Origin of the sequence: Siminovitchia sediminis (genome assembly GCF_042680885.1) — a bacterium.
In the GTDB taxonomy this organism is placed as follows: domain Bacteria; phylum Bacillota; class Bacilli; order Bacillales; family Bacillaceae_C; genus Siminovitchia; species Siminovitchia sediminis.
Window position 1 is genome coordinate 77678 of the sequence record NZ_JBHUEO010000032.1, and the last position, 17353, is coordinate 95030.

12 protein-coding genes, 1 tRNA gene and 1 pseudogene are annotated in these 17353 nt (G+C 43.3%); 2 read left to right on the plus strand and 12 right to left on the minus strand.

What is annotated here, in order from left to right; translation table 11 throughout:
• Positions 1-76: 76 nt before the first annotated feature.
• The gene (gene yedE / locus ACFSCZ_RS11985) at positions 77-1318 is read right to left on the minus strand and encodes a selenium metabolism membrane protein YedE/FdhT (protein WP_380774168.1); all 1242 of its coding nucleotides are present in this window, start codon (positions 1316-1318) and stop codon (positions 77-79) included.
• A 148-nt stretch (positions 1319-1466) separates the two neighbouring features.
• Positions 1467-3365: a selenocysteine-specific translation elongation factor gene (gene selB / locus ACFSCZ_RS11990; RefSeq protein WP_380774169.1), complete on the minus strand. Its 1899-nt coding sequence runs from the start codon at positions 3363-3365 to the stop codon at positions 1467-1469.
• 97 nt (positions 3366-3462) lie between these two features.
• On the opposite strand from selB, the gene ACFSCZ_RS11995 reads away from it, so the two are divergent.
• Positions 3463-3559: transfer RNA gene (locus tag ACFSCZ_RS11995), tRNA-Sec, on the plus strand.
• 25 nt (positions 3560-3584) lie between these two features.
• Here ACFSCZ_RS11995 and selA read toward each other — a convergent pair.
• Entirely contained in the window at positions 3585-4991 is a 1407-nt protein-coding gene (selA, locus tag ACFSCZ_RS12000) for an L-seryl-tRNA(Sec) selenium transferase (protein ID WP_380774170.1), read from the minus strand.
• A gap of 105 nt (positions 4992-5096) precedes the next feature.
• Between selA and selD the strand changes: the two genes are divergently transcribed.
• Positions 5097-6143 (plus strand): selenide, water dikinase SelD, encoded by a 1047-nt coding sequence (selD, locus tag ACFSCZ_RS12005; RefSeq protein WP_380774171.1) that lies wholly within the window; start codon positions 5097-5099, stop codon positions 6141-6143.
• A 132-nt stretch (positions 6144-6275) separates the two neighbouring features.
• Here selD and ACFSCZ_RS12010 read toward each other — a convergent pair whose 3' ends face one another.
• The 9 genes and pseudogenes from ACFSCZ_RS12010 to ACFSCZ_RS12050 form a co-directional block, all read right to left on the minus strand.
• Positions 6276-7610, minus strand: a complete 1335-nt coding sequence (locus ACFSCZ_RS12010) for an aminotransferase family protein (RefSeq protein WP_380774172.1) — start codon at positions 7608-7610, stop codon at positions 6276-6278.
• 27 nt (positions 7611-7637) lie between these two features.
• The gene (locus ACFSCZ_RS12015; RefSeq protein WP_380774173.1) at positions 7638-9188 is read right to left on the minus strand and encodes a BCCT family transporter; all 1551 of its coding nucleotides are present in this window, start codon (positions 9186-9188) and stop codon (positions 7638-7640) included.
• 26 nt (positions 9189-9214) lie between these two features.
• Entirely contained in the window at positions 9215-10675 is a 1461-nt protein-coding gene (locus ACFSCZ_RS12020) for an aldehyde dehydrogenase family protein (RefSeq protein ID WP_380774174.1), read from the minus strand.
• Positions 10676-10697: 22 nt separating this feature from the next.
• Complete coding sequence (locus tag ACFSCZ_RS12025; RefSeq protein WP_380774175.1) at positions 10698-11915, minus strand: M20 metallopeptidase family protein; 1218 nt, start codon at positions 11913-11915, stop codon at positions 10698-10700.
• Between the two features lie 25 nt (positions 11916-11940).
• Positions 11941-12948, minus strand: coding sequence for a cyclodeaminase (locus tag ACFSCZ_RS12030; RefSeq protein ID WP_380774176.1), 1008 nt, complete (start codon positions 12946-12948; stop codon positions 11941-11943).
• A gap of 15 nt (positions 12949-12963) precedes the next feature.
• Positions 12964-14157 (minus strand): M24 family metallopeptidase, encoded by a 1194-nt coding sequence (locus ACFSCZ_RS12035; protein WP_380774177.1) that lies wholly within the window; start codon positions 14155-14157, stop codon positions 12964-12966.
• A 136-nt stretch (positions 14158-14293) separates the two neighbouring features.
• A complete protein-coding gene (locus ACFSCZ_RS12040) occupies positions 14294-15664 on the minus strand; it encodes a hypothetical protein (RefSeq protein ID WP_380774178.1) in 1371 nt (456 codons plus the stop codon).
• Entirely contained in the window at positions 15657-16844 is a 1188-nt protein-coding gene (locus tag ACFSCZ_RS12045) for a M24 family metallopeptidase (protein ID WP_380774179.1), read from the minus strand. Before ACFSCZ_RS12045 ends, ACFSCZ_RS12040 begins: the two co-directional genes overlap by 8 nt.
• A 245-nt stretch (positions 16845-17089) precedes the next feature.
• Positions 17090-17353, minus strand: a pseudogene (locus tag ACFSCZ_RS12050) (ectoine/hydroxyectoine ABC transporter ATP-binding protein EhuA); the annotation flags it as partial.

A 17353-nucleotide genomic window follows, 5' to 3' on the forward strand; every position in this document is an offset into this window, starting at 1 on the left:
CAGGATATGGTCAAGGTTCGCCACGAATATCCAAAATGTAATCGATTTCCAGTTCTTTCATGTATTTCTCTCCCTTCTATTTCTTTACGCTTGAAGGATGCATAGGATAGTTACTTTGCTTGTTGCCCAGTTTAAGCCCTCTACCAAATCGAAAATGCTTTTCCCACCAGGCTGAGAATAAATACCATCCAATGAGAAGCATTAGTGTTAGAAATAAGGCTATGTTCGGATCCATAACTTTCATTAAATTAATAGGTGTCCAACCTTCCACAAGAACATGATATACACCAAGATGATCCCATGCAAAGGCAAGGAAAGTAGCACCTGCAATAGAACCTGCTCCTACAGACCAGAAATGAAGCTGTCCCTCCATCGCCCTGTACATCCAACCTGTTTCACACCCCCCGGCCAATACAATTCCAATTCCAAATAAAAGTCCGCCGACAAGCGTACCGGGACCTGCCACCTTAATAACAGCAGCAGCTCCTGACTGAATAAAAAAAAATGTAATGACAACACTCACCATCATACCAATCGCAAGAGCCTTTGTCATAACTGCACGTCCGCTGATCCATAAATCCCTAAAGGCTGACGTAAAGCAAATCTGTGCCCTCTCAATCAGAATCCCAAACCCGGCACCAAATAAAGCTGCAATCGCCAGCATAGGTTTTCCATTCAAAAAGTAGAAAAGTACACATATCAGAAAAAACCCAAAAACGGCTGCTCCGATATATTTCTGGAATACGAGATTTTTCTTCCTAACCTTTGAAGGCTGAACTTTGTTAAATGCCTTTAAGTTAGGTTTGCCTCGCCACCACTTTGTCCGGATCATTTTCACGCCTATAAATGTACCGAGAGCTGTTGCCACCATGAAGATCCATGAATGAAAAGAAAATTGGGGGACTCCGGTGAAAAAAGCAGCCAAATTACATCCTAGCGCAAGTCTTGCACCAAACCCTGCAATTGCTCCTCCGACAAATCCCTGAATGAGCCGGCGTTTTTGCTGCGGAACTCGAATTTTAAATCCATTCCCGAGCAATGTAGTCGTTAATGCACCCATGAGCATCCCAATCACAATCCATCCGTCTGTCCGGTCCAAAGGAGTTCCTTCCATGCCCACAAGATCAAAATATGCCCAGCTCGAAATATCGACATTTATGGCTTGAAGCAAATGCCCACCCAGCCTTGTAAATTCTCCCGTAACAGCCCACACTGTGCCGGTAATTCCAAAATATAATGCACTTAATATTCCGGCCATCGCAACAGCCGCATACGGATTCCAATTTTCATTGAACATTTTTCGGAATATTTGATTCATGATGGCAACCCTCCAATTCATTAAATATTATAATTTCTATAAGAAAATCTTATCAAATAAAGCACACAACAGTCAAACTATTTTGATAAATTTTTAAATTAAATAAAAACACAGCTAATATTGGATACTAACTGTGTTAACAATCTCCTTATTTTACCATTTCACTTTTGTCAACCCATTTACGTATGTGATCTGCCCTTTTGGTATAACCCAACGTATCAAAAAGTTCAAGCAATGGAACTAAATATTTTCTTGTAACCTGTAAACTTTGCCTTGCGATTTGCAGTGTAAAGTCTTGTGAATCCGTATCTTTTTTTAATTTTAAGTAAGCCTGTTCAACTGACTCCCTCGAAATCAACATATCCTCATCTAATACAAATGCTTTATTCATGTGTATTAAATAATGATAAAATTCCTTCTGTATATCGGCAGGGATGTCAAATCTGTTCAGCAGTACGCTGAACTTGTCCACTTGTATTCCTTGTTCTATAAGCACCTTCTGCACATTTTCAAGCCTTGTTTTCCATGCATGAGGCAATTCAGGCTGCCTATCAGCCAAGGATACATATTGATGATCGATTTTTACCCGCTTTTCTTTTATTAATTCTCTTAGTGCCTGTTCTATAAGAATTACAGGGTATTGTCTCTTTAATTCAGAAGTCATCTCCGCTTTATCCAATCCCAATCTCATGGGAAACTGTTGGTGGAACGATCTTGACAAGTGAGTAATCTGGTGTTTTAACTGTTCGATTGTGGAATGAAGGGCAAAGAACCCATCATTCATCTTCAGCAGGATTCCGCTCATATCATGGAATTCTTCCTCAGTAATAGAGGCTTTCTTTACTATTTCACTGTCTTTTAATACAAGGTTTTCTTTCAACAAGGAGCGAATACGGTCAATTGGCCTTCCTTCCTTTTTCATCTTTAATTGATCAATAGTTTTATCTCCGAACCTGTATTTTCTTCCTTTTGGGTCAATGACCCACCCCCCGCCCACAGTCTCTACAGGCGTCGGTTTTCTTATGATAAAACGGTCCCCCCGGCTGGCTACAACTTTTTTTTCCAGCTGAATTTGACAAAGGATTTCCTCGCTGAAATTCTCGCTTATTTCATTACGGTCAAAAAAAATCATCTTTCCCATGACTTCAGATGTCCCAATGTAAAATTTAACAGGCTGGCGCTGTTTAATCTGATATTTCAAGTCATTTAATGGAAAAAAAACAACATCTATACGATCTGTAACTGAATAGTATTCATCTGCAACGAGAACATCGCCCCTCGACACATCTTCATATGAAAGGCCTCCGATATTAATCGCTGTGCGCTGACCTGAAAAAGCTTTTTCGGACTGTTGATGGTGAATTTGAATTTGCCTAACACGCACCTCCTTATTTTTAGGTAATACCCTTAAACGTTCTCCTTGCTTAACCTCCCCGTCATACACGGTGCCTCTGACAACAGTCCCTTGTCCTTTAACGGTAAATACTTGATCAATAGGCAGGCGGAAGGAGCCCTTTATTTCCTTTTTCTTTATATTTCTCAACTCTTCAATGATCTTGCTTTTTAATTGCGGAATACCCTTATCGGATAAACTGTCTATACAAACAACCGGTGCATGATTTAAAAAAGTTTGCTTAAGATTTTCATTAATATCCTCCAATACAAGTTCCAGCATCTCACGGTCTGTCTTGTCTATTTTTGTTACAGCCACCAGCCCGTGGTTAATCCCTAGAAGCGAAAGTATATCGAGATGCTCCTTTGTTTGGGGCATGATCCCTTCATCAGCGGCAATCACCAATACCGCCATATCTATACCGGCTACACCGGCAATCATTTGGCGAATAAATCTTTCGTGTCCCGGAACATCCACTATAGAAACTTGCATCTGATCGTCCTTTATAAATGGAGCATAGCCCAATTCTATCGAAATACTTCTTTCTTGCTCTTCTTTTAATCTATCCGTATCGATGCCTGTCAGCGCTTTGGTTAAAGTTGTTTTTCCATGGTCGATATGACCGGCCATTCCTATTGTGAAATACTGACTCATATCGTTCACCTGCCATCCAATAATTTATGCTTGCTTAAAGAATCCAAACAAATATATAATAGTAGATGTCTAAATAGTCTACATTATTTATCTTTACGGGGTCGGATGAGGTACTGGTGTTCTCCTTGGTCTTCAAAACCAATTGGGAGGCGCGTGACGTCTCCGGTGGGTTCGATTCCCACCCGATCCCGCCATTTATTGATAAACTAAACTATCACTCTATTGGGGTTGAATATGTAAAAATGCCTCCACTACCTTCTCAAGTTCATCCTCCGTTACTGTTCTGAAATCAAGAATAACTGAATCATTTTTGACCCTCACTACAACAGGGATTGTATAATTCCTTAGTCTCCTGGCAATCTCATCGCTTGATAAAGTATCATGCTTAACATGTACAACATAAGTTTCCAATGCAACTTCCGGCATCGTTCCTCCGCCAACCCTTGAACTCTCCTTTTCAATATCGCAAATAAATGTGGTATCCTCAGAAGTGAGTTTCTGCAGAAAAACATTTGCCTTCTTCAAGATCGTTTCACTGGGCGTTACAATATCGCGAATGGTTGGAACTTCTTTCTGCTCCTGGTTTCGAATGTACGATTTTAGAGTGGCTTCCAGTCCTGCCAAGGTAAACTTATCTACTCGCAGTACACGCGCAAGCTGATGTTTCTTTAATTGGTCAATGTATTTCTTTTTACCTATAATTACTCCAGCCTGTGGTCCTCCCAACAGCTTATCTCCGCTAAACGAAATAATGTCGATACCCGCTTGAACTTTATCCTGGACTGTAGGCTCAGCTCCAATTTTCTTCTCTTGAAAATCAAATAAAGTTCCGCTTCCAAGATCCTCATATATTGGAATATGGTAGTACCTTGATACACGTACCAATTCATCTGTATCCACTTCTTCAGTAAATCCAAAAATTTTAAAATTGCTTTTATGAACTTTCAACAGCATGGCCGTATTTTCAGTTATGGCATTTTCATAGTCATGTAGATGCGTTTTATTGGTCGTTCCGACATCTACCAAAATGGCTTGACTCTCTTCCATAATGGAGGATATCCGGAAGGAACCGCCTATTTCAACAAGTTCTCCTCTAGAAACAATCACCTCTTTCCCAAAAGCGAGCGCCTTTAGTACTAAGAAAACAGCCGCAGCATTGTTATTAACGACTATGGCAGCTTCGGCTCCTGTTAACTGTTTAATATAATTCTCTATAATACTTTGCCTGGATCCTCTTTCACCGGTTTTGAGGTTATACTCAAGCGTTGAATAAGATAGTGCAATTTCCGTAATCTGATCAATGGCCTGTCTGCTTAAGCGGGCTCTTCCAAGATTGGTGTGCAGAACCACTCCAGTTGCATTAATAACTGGTCGCAATTGATTTTCCTTGTTGCCTCTCAATTTCCTTTCCAGTAATAAAAATATATAATCTACAAGTTTTTCCCTATTAATATCTTCCATTTGCAACCCGTCGTTCACCATTTGGATTCTCACTTCTTGCACTTGTTCAGTGATCCAATTTGTCAGAACTTCCTCTGAGACTTGAGCTGTTTCGGCTATTTCCGAAAACCGCCTATGCGCTTTTAATTTGTGTATAGAAGGTAAATACCTTAGATAGCTTGTCATATCTCTCACCGTCCAAGTCAATTTAGTTGTTGGCTTTTTTTCTTTAAACAAACTATACTTTATTTGAGTTTGAATTTTTGATTATTTAAAAAAGGGGGGTATAAAATGACAGATCAGCTAAAATTAACTTCATTATCTACGAAAGCAGGCTGAGGGTGCAAAATAGGTCCAGAGGACCTGACGCAAGTTTTGCGTTATGTACCTAAACAAAAACATGATCCAAACCTGCTTGTAGGCCTCGATAACCCCGATGACGGCGGTGTGTATAAGTTAACGGATGAAATCGCCCTTGTACAAACAGTGGATTTCTTTACCCCCATCGTGGATGATCCATATATGTTTGGTCAAATTGCTGCCGCCAATGCCCTCAGTGATGTCTATGCAATGGGCGGGATACCGAAAACAGTATTAAATATTGTCGGTTATCCTATTAAAAAACTTGGACCAGAAATATTAGCCCAAATACTAAAAGGGTCCAGCGATAAAGTAGAAGAAACCGGGGCACAAATTGTCGGCGGGCATTCGATAGATGACAGTGAGCCTAAATTCGGCCTTTCCGTTACCGGAACCGTTCATCCAGAAAAAATCTATCAGAATATCGGTGCTCGTCCAGGAGACGTACTTGTATTAACCAAGCCCATTGGTGTTGGAATTCAGACAACAGCCCTTAAAAGAAACATGCTGACGAAAGAACAAATTCATCGGGTAACAGATGTAATGAGATCGTTAAATAAATATGCTGCAGAATGCTTAGCCCAATTTAAACCAAATGCTGTAACAGACATTACCGGTTTTGGTCTTCTGGGACACGCCTTCGAAATGGCGACCGGGAGCCAGGTAAGCCTTACAATATTTAATCAAAATGTACCTGTTTTGCCCGGAACTCTAGAGCTGGCAGAAGACGGTATAGTCCCCGGAGGATCCAAATCCAATCACCGGTGGCTCATAAATGATGTGGATTATAATAAAGACCTTACCGAAACAGAACAGCTTATTTTATGTGACGCCATTACATCCGGCGGACTGCTCATCAGCTTGCCCAAGCAAGAAGCAACGACTTTTATAGATTCTCTTAAAAGTACTTTCGCCATACAGGCCGAAGTCATTGGAGAAGTAACTGAGAAGAAAGAAAAGGCCATATATGTATACTAATTAATTTTGGCATTACATTTAAATTGTATCATAATTTTCATTTGTTCAACAATTAACCCAGGGTTTTAAAGTAAATCTCATCTTCCTAAAAGAAAATATCCCCCTGCTTCGGCAAGGGGATTCATATTTTACTTATAATTCTTTTTTCACTTCCATGATAGAATCATCAATAATGGAAATCATAGTTTCGACTTCCTCTTTTGTAATGCAGAATGGAGGTGCAAATGCGAGTGTATCCTGCCCTCCATATACAATGCTTCTGCCCAAAAGACCGCGGTCAAGCGCTTTGGCCACTACTTTTGCCGACACAGGCTCTGCATATCTTTCTTTTGTCTCCAAGTCCTTGAAAAATTCAATGGCGCCCAGCAAACCAACACCTCTGCGGTTGCCCATATCATGCGTTTCCTCTAAATATTTCAACCCTTTCTGCAGCTCTTCACCCATATCACGAACATTTTGAATCATGTTCTCATTTTCAATAATTTCCAGATTCTTCAATGCAACAGCAGCGCACATCGGGTGGCCGCTGTATGTGTAGCCGTGCCAGAAATTCCCGTCATAATGTTCCATTAACTCATTTTTAATGCTGTCTGAAATAACCATGCCGCCGATCGGTGCATATCCGCTGGAAATGCCTTTTGCCATACAAATGATATCCGGAACCACTCCGAACAGATTCATTCCAAAGTTTTCTCCTGTTCTTCCAAATCCGCAAATCACTTCGTCAGCAATAAACAGAATATCGTTTTCATCACAAATTTTGCGGACTTCTTCAAAATATCCTTCCGGCGGGGGATTTACGCCACCGGATCCTTGGATCGGCTCGGAAATAAACGCTGCAATATTTTCTGCCCCTTCATTTTCGATCATCGCTTTTAAGGACTTAATGGATGAATCAACGTACAAGAACCCTTGCGCCAATGATGTTGTAAATTCTCTGAACGGCTCGATCCCTGTTGCACTTGTTGCCCCCATGGCGACCCCATGATAAGAAAGGCTGCGGGAAATGATTTTCGTTTTATTCGGCTGTCCTTTAATTTTCCAATAATGGCGTACGGTTTTAAAGGCCGTATCGTTGGACTCGGATCCTCCTGATGTGAAAAATGTCGTATTTAGGTCACCCGGTGTCCACTCTGCCACTTTTTGAGCAAGCTTGATGACCGGCTCGTGGCTGTTCCCGGCAAAAGTGGAGCTAAAACCTAATTTGGAGATTTGCTCCATGGCTGCCACGCCCAGTTCCGATCTTCCATGGCCAATGTTAACATTCCAAAGTGAAGACAAGCTGTCTATCAGTTTTCTTCCACGGACATCTTTTAGATAAATCCCTTCTCCTTCTGTAAAAATCAGGCCGGGACCTTTCTCCATATGCTGCTTAATTGGTGTAGAAGGATGTAAAAAGTGCTTTTTATCCAGTTCTGCCAATTTTTCAAACTTCACTTGTGCTTCATTGTTTACTTGCATTGCCATGCTGCATTCCTCCAGTGTATAGATTTATTATTGCGCCTTCCTCTTCCTTACAAAGTCAGGCACTGATTCCGATTTGATGGTCGGACTGTGATCCTCTTTGATCGTTTTGACCAATGAATAGGTAATAAGTAGCAATATAACAGTAAATGGAAGTGCTGTGACAAGTGATGCCGTCTGCAGGCCCTGCAGCCCGCTGCTTATGATTAACACGGCAACAATAGCCGACATGAGAACACCCCATATGACTTTTACTAAGGTGGATGGATTCGGATGACCTTCTGATGTCATCATCCCTAAAATAAAGGTAGCCGAATCGGCCGAAGTGACCAAAAACGTAACGATAAGCAAAATAAAGATCACGGAAAGCAAAGTACTCATCGGAAAATTTCCAAATGTGGCAAACAATGCACTGGTCACATCAGCCTGAACAGCATCCGCAATATTGCCGCCTTTGAAAAGATCCATATGAAGTGCTGTACCGCCAAAAACCCCGATCCACATGGTTGCAATTAACGGCGGGACAATTAAAACTCCAAAAATAAATTCCCGAATGGTTCTTCCTTTTGAAATCCGGGCAATGAATGCGCCTACAAAAGGAGACCAGGAAATTACCCATGCCCAATAGGCTACCGTCCATTCCTTTGTCCAAGTGCTTCCCTGATAGGGTGACAATGCCAGACTCATTCCGAAAAAATTCTGGATATAGTCGCCGATTCCCACTGTAAAACTTTCAAGTATAAAAGTAGTGGGCCCCAGTGCGAGAACAACGACAACCAACCCTAATGCCATGGTTAAATTCAAAATACTTAAGATTTTAATTCCCCGATCCAGACCTGTAACAGCTGAAGTAAGGTATGTGACAAGTAAAATACCTGTAATGGTCAGCAGGACAGGCGTATTTTGCGGGATAGAAAATAGATAGTCGAGCCCTCCATTAATTTGCAGGATGCCCATGCCAAGGGAAGTTGCCACACCCATCACTGTTGCAATCACAGCAAGGATATTGATTGTTTTCCTAATACCTCGTTTTCCGTGTTTTCCCAGCAGCGGATTTAATGTCGTACTGATTTCTCCTCTTTCACCTTTTCTAAACTGGAAGTAGGCGAGAACCAGACCGACGATCGTAAATACAGACCATTGATGTATGCCCCAGTTAAAAAATGAATATTGCATGGCGACTCTTGCCGCTTCCGGTGTCTTCCCTTCCAAAGCTAATGGGCTATGGACGAAATGACTCATGGGTTCAGCGACCCCCCAGAATACAAGCCCTGCACCGAATCCGGTGCTGAACAGCATTCCAATCCAGGCGTAGAAGGAATATACCGGCTTTTCATCATCTTTTCCAAGCTTCAAACTTCCATATTTACTCAGTGCCAGGCCAAAAAGAAATACGACGATAAACAGGACAGCCAACAGATAGAACCATCCAAATATATCCGTTGTAAAAGCATACGCGGCATTCGCCGCCGCCGAGAGGCCCGCAGGGTCTGCAGCTCCCCAAACGACGGCTAAGAAGACGAGGATAGCGGAAATCCAAAAAGTACTATTCATAAAACTTGGCTTTGTATTTTTCTTCATAGGCTGCTCCCCAATCAGTTCGTTTTCTACAGTTGAGTACCGTAGTTCTGCAGTTTAAAACTGACTACTCTTGGTTCCGTCATATCTTGGATGGCGAATTTGACGCCTTCCCTGCCCAATCCCGATCCTTTTACTCCGCCGAAAGGCATACCGTCTATTCGATAATCTCCGCTGTCATTGACCATAATGCCGCCCACATTCATCTGGTGAATAGCGGAAAATGCATTTTCAATTTCCTTTGTAAAAATACCGGCGTGGAGGCCGTAATTGACATCATTGGATTTTTCAATCGCTTCCTGCAAATTTGAAACCGGGAAGAGGAGGACAACCGGGCCAAAAATTTCTTCACGTGCAATCGTGCAGTGTTCCGGAACATTCTCCAATACCGTCGGTGAGTAAAACGCCCCGTCTCTTTTACCGCCGATCAGCAGCTCCGCACCCATATCAACGGCTTCATTGACCCATTGCTCCACCCTTATTGCCTCTTTTTCATTGATCAGCGGCCCCATGTCTGTTGTTTCCAAACTTTTATCTCCAACTTGGTATGTGGCCGTCTTTTCAAGAAATGCCGATTTGAACGCACCATAAACTTCTTCTTCAATCAGAATTCTTTGTACACCGATACAGTTTTGGCCAGCCGCGGAAAAGGCACCTGATACACATGCACTAACGGCTTCCTGAATGTCGGCATCTTTTAACACAATGGCTGGTGAATTGGATCCAAGCTCCATACTTAACTTTTTCAATCCTGCTTTTCTTGCAATATCTTCACCTGTAGACAATCCGCCGGTAAATGAAATCATCCGGACATCAGGATGGGTAACGAGGACGTCCCCAATCTCCCTGCCGCTTCCCGTTACAATAGATAATATTTTCTTCGGAAGACCTGCATGGTCGAAGGCCTTTGCCAACAGCAGTGCGCTTAACGGTGTAACAGTTGCTGGTTTAACAATGATCGCATTTCCAGAGGCAATGGCCGGGCCGACTTTATGCGCTACAAGATTCAGCGGGTCATTAAAGGGTGTAATGGCACCGATAATTCCTATAGGGAAGCGATAATAATATCCGACACGGTTTTCCCCGCTTTCAGATTGATCGAACGGAATGGTTTCACCATGGATTCTTCTCGCTTCTTCCGCACTCAGCCTCAGTGTTTGAATGCACCGCTTTACTTCGTTTCTTGCTTCTCTGATCGTCTTGCTGCCCTCTTGAGCAATGGTTACGGCGTATGCTTCACTTCGTTCCTCTATATAGTTCGCTGCTTTATGAATGATGCTCATACGAAGATGAACCGGCAAGTTGGCAGAAATTTGGGCTCCTTTTTTAGCTTCTTCAACAGCAAACAGCATATCTTCAGCAGTCGCTGCAGGTACAGTTGTAATGAGAGACTGATCTTGAGGGTTATATACCTCAATCGTCCGGTCGCTTCCCACCCATTTTCCGGCGAGATACATTTCTCTTCCTAATACTTTAGTCGACAAATTCATCACACCCTTCCATATATTATAATTACTGTAATAAAATGGATGTTTTTCCAGACAATAACCGGTCTGCTGTTTCGGCTAGGATGGAAACCCCGATTTCCAGACATCGTTCATCAATATCAAAAATATTGGTATGAAGATCCCTGTTTTTTCCATCTTCCAGAGAACAGCCAAGGAAAAACATAGCACCCGGAATTTTTTCTGTCATATAGCCGAAATCCTCGCCTCCCATTCCGAAAGGTTCCCTTTCAATTTGGATTTCGGGATACAGGTCTTTTGCCGTTTGAACCAAAAACGTATTGAGCTCCGGATCATTTTTTAATGCCGGTTCTCCTCTTTCTACATGGAAGCTATAGCTGCCCCCGAAAGACTCGGATATTTTAAAAATATTTTCAACCTCCTGAATCAGCTTTTCCCTTGCTTCAGGAGAATACGTCCGCAGTGTCCCTGTAATAGATACGTCCTCCGGGATAATATTGCTGGCGGTCCCCGTATTCACCATCCCGATGCTCGCTGCTGCGGTATCAAGCGGGGATATCCTTCTGGACACCAATCCATAGAAGGCCTGCAAAACAGAGCCCAATATCCAGATTGGATCATTTGTCATATGCGGGTATCCGCCATGCCCGCCTGACCCAATAATTTTGGCATGGAAGACGTCTACATTAGCCATACTGTAACCATCATTTACCTGGATGACTCCAACCGGGTGCCAAGGGCAGACATGAAGTGCGATCACTTTTTCCACATCCTCCAAGATGCCTTCTTGAATCATTCTGGGGGCCCCGGACAAGCCTTCTTCATCTGTGTCTTCCTCTGCCGGCTGGAACAAAAATTTTATCGTACCGGCCAGTCTGCCTTCCTTAGACCGGTCTGAAAAAATTTTGGCAATGCCGAGCAGGATCGCCGTATGAGCGTCATGTCCACACGCATGCATGACTCCACTTCTCTTGGAACGGTAAGTGTGATCGGACTGCTCCAAAATGGGCAATGCATCCATGTCGGCACGGATGGCGATGGTCGGCCCGCTTCCGGATGAAAGCGTTCCGACGACACCGGTTTTCGCTATATTTGTCTGTACAGAAATATTTCCAAATTCCCTCAGCTTCCGGGCTACAAATTGGCTGGTTTCATATTCCTGGAAACTTAATTCCGGATATTGATGGAGATGACGCCGCCACTCTCTTAGTTGTTGAGCAATCGCTCTTGCTTCTTCTTTAATGGTTGTTTTATCTGTTATCATCGTTGACCCCCCATCCCGATACAGATTACGTAAAATGAATGATTTTTTTGTTGTCGATGGCTAATCCAATTCCATCTTTTTCGGTTAACCGTTCATATGCCAGAAGGGCAATGGCTGTATCCTGTACTCCCGTCCCGGTCAGATCACATACGGTAATTTCTTGATCATTCAGTCTGCCTTTGGATGTTCCTGAAGTGAGCTCCCCCAGTTCTGTAACGGGAGCGGCCTTGTCAATATACCCTTGCTCAATGGAATGATGCAGTTCACCGAGCCTTGCACACTGGGCTTTTGTATCACAGACAAAACGATCGGCTTTGGATAGTACATCCGCTTCCAACTCCTGCTTTTCTTCAGCATCCGATCCCATAGCTGTAATATGGAGGCCCGGATGAAGCCAATCGGCTTTCACCAAAGGTTTTGTGGCAGGCGTTGTCGTAACAACAATATCACTGTTCCGGACAACCGGTTCCACTTCTGCTTCAATTTGAATATCCACATTGAGGAGGGCTTCCATATCCTCCTTCAATTTTCCGGCATTCTCTTTCGAGCGGCCGTATACCAATACTTTTTGGAAATCGCGGACCAGCTTGAGCGCTTTCAGCTGATAGCGGGCCTGGGCACCGGTTCCGATTACCCCTACTGTGTGAACATCTTCTTTTGCCATATGTTTGGCAGCGATGGCACCGGCTGCTGCCGTGCGGACTTCCGTCAAATATCCGTTATCCAGCAGCAAAGCTTTTGGTTCTCCAGTGATGGAACTGATCAGCATCATCAATCCATTGGCACTTGGAAGACCGAGCTTATAATTATTGAAAAATCCGGAGGACACTTTCAATGCAAACATGTCTTTTCCTGGAATATAGGCTGTTTTAACATCCACCTCTCCATTGCTTTCCTTTACATCAACCCTCATAATTGGCGGCATGACGACATCCTTTTCTTTTAGCTGCGTAAAAGCGTCTTCAATGACCGGGATCATTTGTTTGTCGAGCCGGATCATTTGCTTGATCTCCGATTCTGTGAAAATATGCATCTATGTTTCCACCTCCTAGCTGATAATGGTTAAGTCCAAATCTTCCTTAACAATGAGTTCCCTTCTGTAATCAGCCAATACCTCACAACCCGTTTCGGTTACTCGGAACGACTCGCTGATTTCAATGCCGTAATCATCGAACCAAAGCCCGGGTATCATGTGGAAAGTCATATTTGGCTTGAGAATTGTCAAATCTCCGCGCCGGATGCTGGCCGTATGCTCTCCCCAATCCGGAGGATAGTTCAGTCCCATCGAATACCCCAGGCGTGACTCCTTTTCAATGCCGTATTTTTTAATGACACCTTCCCAGGCGAGTGCCACCTCTTCACAGGTGACCCCAGGCTTGACAGCATCAAGTGCCGTATTCAGCCCTTCCACAACAATTTGGGACACATTGTACGCTTCTTCACTTGGCTGGCCAATGGATACTGTCCTTGCCAATGGCGAATGATAGCGCTGATGGCACCCGGCCAGTTCAATGATGACCATTTCGCCGTATTTATATTGTCTGTCTGTCCATGTTAAGTGAGGAGTAGACGTATTTTCACCGGATGGAAGCATTGGAACGATAGATGGATAGTCACCGCCAAATTCCGGTGTGCCGGAAACCAAATTTTTATAAATTTCGCCGACTACATCACATTCCCGGACACCTGCAGCTATATTTTCAACAGCGGCTTCCATGCCTCTTTCAACAATTTTTGCGGCCCGCCGGATATATTCAATTTCCTGTTCTGATTTGATCAGCCGAACTTGATTGACTAGCAGGCTCGCATCCACGAATTTCGCGTTTGGAAGACTCTGCTTCAGCTTTTCATAAGCAAGAGCCGAGAAATAATAAGACTCCATTTCGAGGCCGATTCTGCGGTTGGATTGTCCAATTTCATGTAAAATATCCGCTACGAATTCCATCGGATGCTGGTCTGAATGGACATAGGATTCAGGATAAGGGATGATGTGATCATCAAACAGCCAAGTCGTAGCTCTTGCGCCGTTGGCATCCATATGTCTGCCGATCCAGATCGGCTGTTCTTCGTCAGCAATGACGACAAGCAGTTGATCCACATAAAAGGACCAGCCGTTATATCCGGATAAATAGTTCATATTTGCTGGATTGGTGACAAGCAGTACATCCATTCCTTTTTGCGTCATTTTTTTCTTTGTCTCTTCCAGCCTGTATTGGTATTCTTCATAGCTGAATGGCAACATACAAAAGCCCCCTTTTTTGCAAATGCTTACAAGTTTAAATTCATTATATTAAATTAAGATTTTAAAAACATCGTCAAATCTGTATGAACTTTTTAAATTCAATTTATACAATTTGAAAAGAAATCGGCAGCTCTCTCTATGTCTTGTTACCTGGATTGTGGGTACTGGCTTTAAAAGATTTAATTTGGAATCTGGGTTTTGCGATTTGAAAACGGGGATTGCAGTTTGGCGTTCCGCTTTTAAACCGCTTTTCGCGCTTTGAAATCGGAATTCGCGCTTTGAACTTGGTTTTCGCGCTTTGAAATTGGAGTTCGTGCTTTGAAATTGGAGTTCGTGCTTTGAATTCGATTTTCGCACTTTGAATTCGATTTTCGCGCTTTGAAATTGGTTTTCGCGCTTTGAATCGGGAATTCGCCCTTTGAACTTGGTTTTCGCGCTTTGAATCGGGAATTCGCCCTTTGAACTTGGTTTTCGCGCTTTGAACTTGGTTTTCGCGCTTTGAAACCGGGTTTCGCGCTTTGAATCGGGAATTCGCCCTTTGAAACCGGGTTTCGCGCTTTGAAATTGGAGTTCGCGCTTTGAAATTGGTTTTCGCGCTTTGAATCGGGAATTCGCCCTTTGAATCGGGAATTCGCGCTTTGAATCGGGAATTCGCGCTTTGAAATCGGAATTCGCGCTTTGAAATCGGAATTCGCGCTTTGAAATCGGAATTCGCGCTTTGAAATCGGAATTCGCGCTTTGAATTCGATTTTCGCGCTTTGAAACTGGAATTCGCACTTTGAATCGGGAATTCGCGCTTTGAATCGGGAATTCGCGCTTTGAATCGGGAATTCGCGCTTTGAATCGGGAATTCGCGCTTTGAAATCGGAATTCGCGCTTTGAAATCGGAGTTCGCACTTTGAAATTGGTTTTCGCGCTTTGAATCGGGAATTCGCCCTTTGAATTCGATTTTCGCGCTTTGAATTCGATTTTCGCGCTTTGAATTCGATTTTCGCGCTTTGAAACTGGTTTTCGCACTTTGAATCGGGAATTCGCCCTTTGAATCGGGAATTCGCGCTTTGAAATCGGAGTTCGCACTTTGAACTTGGTTTTCGCGCTTTGAATCGGGAATTCGCGCTTTGAAATCGGAGTTCGCACTTTGAACTTGGTTTTCGCGCTTTGAATCGGGAATTCGCGCTTTGAAATCGGAGTTCGTGCTTTGAAATCGGAGTTCGCACTTTGAACTTGGTTTTCGCGCTTTGAATCGGGAATTCGCGTTTTGAATTCGAGTTTCGCGCTTTGAATCGGGAATTCGCGCTTTGAACTTGGTTTTCGCGCTTTGAATCGGGAATTCGCCCTTTGAACTTGGTTTTCGCGCTTTGAAACTGGAATTCGCGCTTTGAAATCGGAATTCGCGCTTTGAATTCGATTTTCGCTCTTTGCATTTTTTAAAGAGTATCCAGCAAAAAACAAGTGTCACATGTGGCCATGTGAACACTTGCTCTTTTTTCATCGTATGCTTACGCAAGGCGAATATTCGGCTGGATGAGCAATTCCCTCGGAAAATCAGCCAGTACTTCGCATCCATTTTCTGTTACGCGGAACGATTCACTGATTTCTATACCGACATTATCCAGCCAAATGCCGGGAATTAGATGAAATGTCATATTCGGCTTCAAGATCGTGTAATCGCTCGGCCTGAGGCTTGCTGTATGCTCACCCCAATCAGGCGGATAATTCAAACCAATAGAGTATCCGAGGCGGGACTCTTTTTTAATTCCGCTTTTCTCAATGGACTTTCTCCAAATCAGTTCAACTTCCTCACATGTCATGCCGGGTTTGATCGCATCCAAAGCAGTATTCAATCCTTCTATGACAACAGAAGCAATATACTGCAGCTGGTCAGTCGGCTTGCCTACTACTACGGTCCTGGCTAAAGGAGAGTGGTATCTTTTATAACAGCCGGCCAACTCAATAATAACCGGGTCTCCGTCTTGAAACACCTCATCTGTCCAGGTTAAATGGCAGGCCGATGTTTTTTCGCCTGTCGGAAGAAGAGGTACAATGGATGGGTAGTCCCCTCCAAAATCTTCGGTCCCGCTGATTTGGGCATGAGAAATCGCCGCAACGACATCACATTGCCGCACCCCTTCATTGATCGAATCCACAGCCGCTCCCATTGCCTTTTCTGCAATTTTTGCTGCTCTTTTAATATATTCAATTTCTTTATCAGACTTAACAATACGGACCCAGTTGACCAAATTCGTTCCATCCTTCAATGTTGCGTTTGGGAGACCGTTCATCAGCTGGACATAATTTTTTGCCGTAAAATAATAGGCATCCATTTCTACACCGATGACTCGTTTGTCCTGCTTTTTCTCCCTTAACACATCACAGACAAAATCCATCGGATGTTTGACGGTAGATTGTACATAGTCATCGTCATAAGGAATAATATGATCATCATCGAGCCATGAAGTATGTTTAGCCGCGCTGGCATCCTGCCCCCGCCCGATCCAATATGGCTGATCTTCATCAATGATGACAACCAGCAATTGATGAACATAAAAAGACCATGCATTGTATCCGGTTAAATAGCTCATATTGGCCGGATCTGTCACAAGCAGAACATCCATTCCTTCCGCAACCATCCGCTGCTTTGTTTTGTCAAGCCTCTCCCTATACTCCAAAATATTAAACGATAACAAACCCATCCCTTCCTTCACTTGTTTAAAATGTATTGAAATTAGATGTTTATAGCGGTGTCGCCTGGCCACAGCCAAACATTGCATTAAGTCCCCCCGGAAGAACAGGGCATCCTTAGTGAGCAATAGTGGTTTCAAAGGATTGAGACGTCCTAGGAGGATGTACAAAAAACTGTCCGTCAGAGCCGGACAATGCAATGCTGCTTTAATATAAATATCTATGATATGAAATAGGAATCCTTTCTTTCTTATGAAAATTGGGAATCCCTGTGGAATCTCTTTAAAAATACTTTCAATCTATCGGTCTTTGGATTTTCCAACACCTGTTTGGGCGGTCCCTGCTCCACAATCTTTCCTTTGTCTATAAAAACAATCCGATCGGAAATCTCACGGGCAAAATCCATTTCATGTGTTACCAAAATCATCGTCATATTGCTCGTATGGGCGATGTCCTTGATGACATTAAGCACTTCCCCGACCAGCTCGGGGTCCAGAGCGGAGGTCACTTCGTC

Bases quoted from the DNA above. Each gene is read 5' to 3' on its own strand.
- yedE (WP_380774168.1), bottom strand. From the start codon at position 1,318: ATGAATCAAATATTCCGAAAAATGTTCAATGAAAATTGGAATCCGTAT.
- selB (WP_380774169.1), bottom strand. From the start codon at position 3,365: ATGAGTCAGTATTTCACAATAGGAATGGCCGGTCATATCGACCATGGA.
- selA (WP_380774170.1), bottom strand. From the start codon at position 4,991: ATGACAAGCTATCTAAGGTATTTACCTTCTATACACAAATTAAAAGCG.
- ACFSCZ_RS12010 (WP_380774172.1), bottom strand. From the start codon at position 7,610: ATGGCAATGCAAGTAAACAATGAAGCACAAGTGAAGTTTGAAAAATTG.
- ACFSCZ_RS12015 (WP_380774173.1), bottom strand. From the start codon at position 9,188: ATGAAGAAAAATACAAAGCCAAGTTTTATGAATAGTACTTTTTGGATT.
- ACFSCZ_RS12020 (WP_380774174.1), bottom strand. From the start codon at position 10,675: ATGAATTTGTCGACTAAAGTATTAGGAAGAGAAATGTATCTCGCCGGA.
- ACFSCZ_RS12025 (WP_380774175.1), bottom strand. From the start codon at position 11,915: ATGATAACAGATAAAACAACCATTAAAGAAGAAGCAAGAGCGATTGCT.
- ACFSCZ_RS12030 (WP_380774176.1), bottom strand. From the start codon at position 12,948: ATGCATATTTTCACAGAATCGGAGATCAAGCAAATGATCCGGCTCGAC.
- ACFSCZ_RS12035 (WP_380774177.1), bottom strand. From the start codon at position 14,157: ATGTTGCCATTCAGCTATGAAGAATACCAATACAGGCTGGAAGAGACA.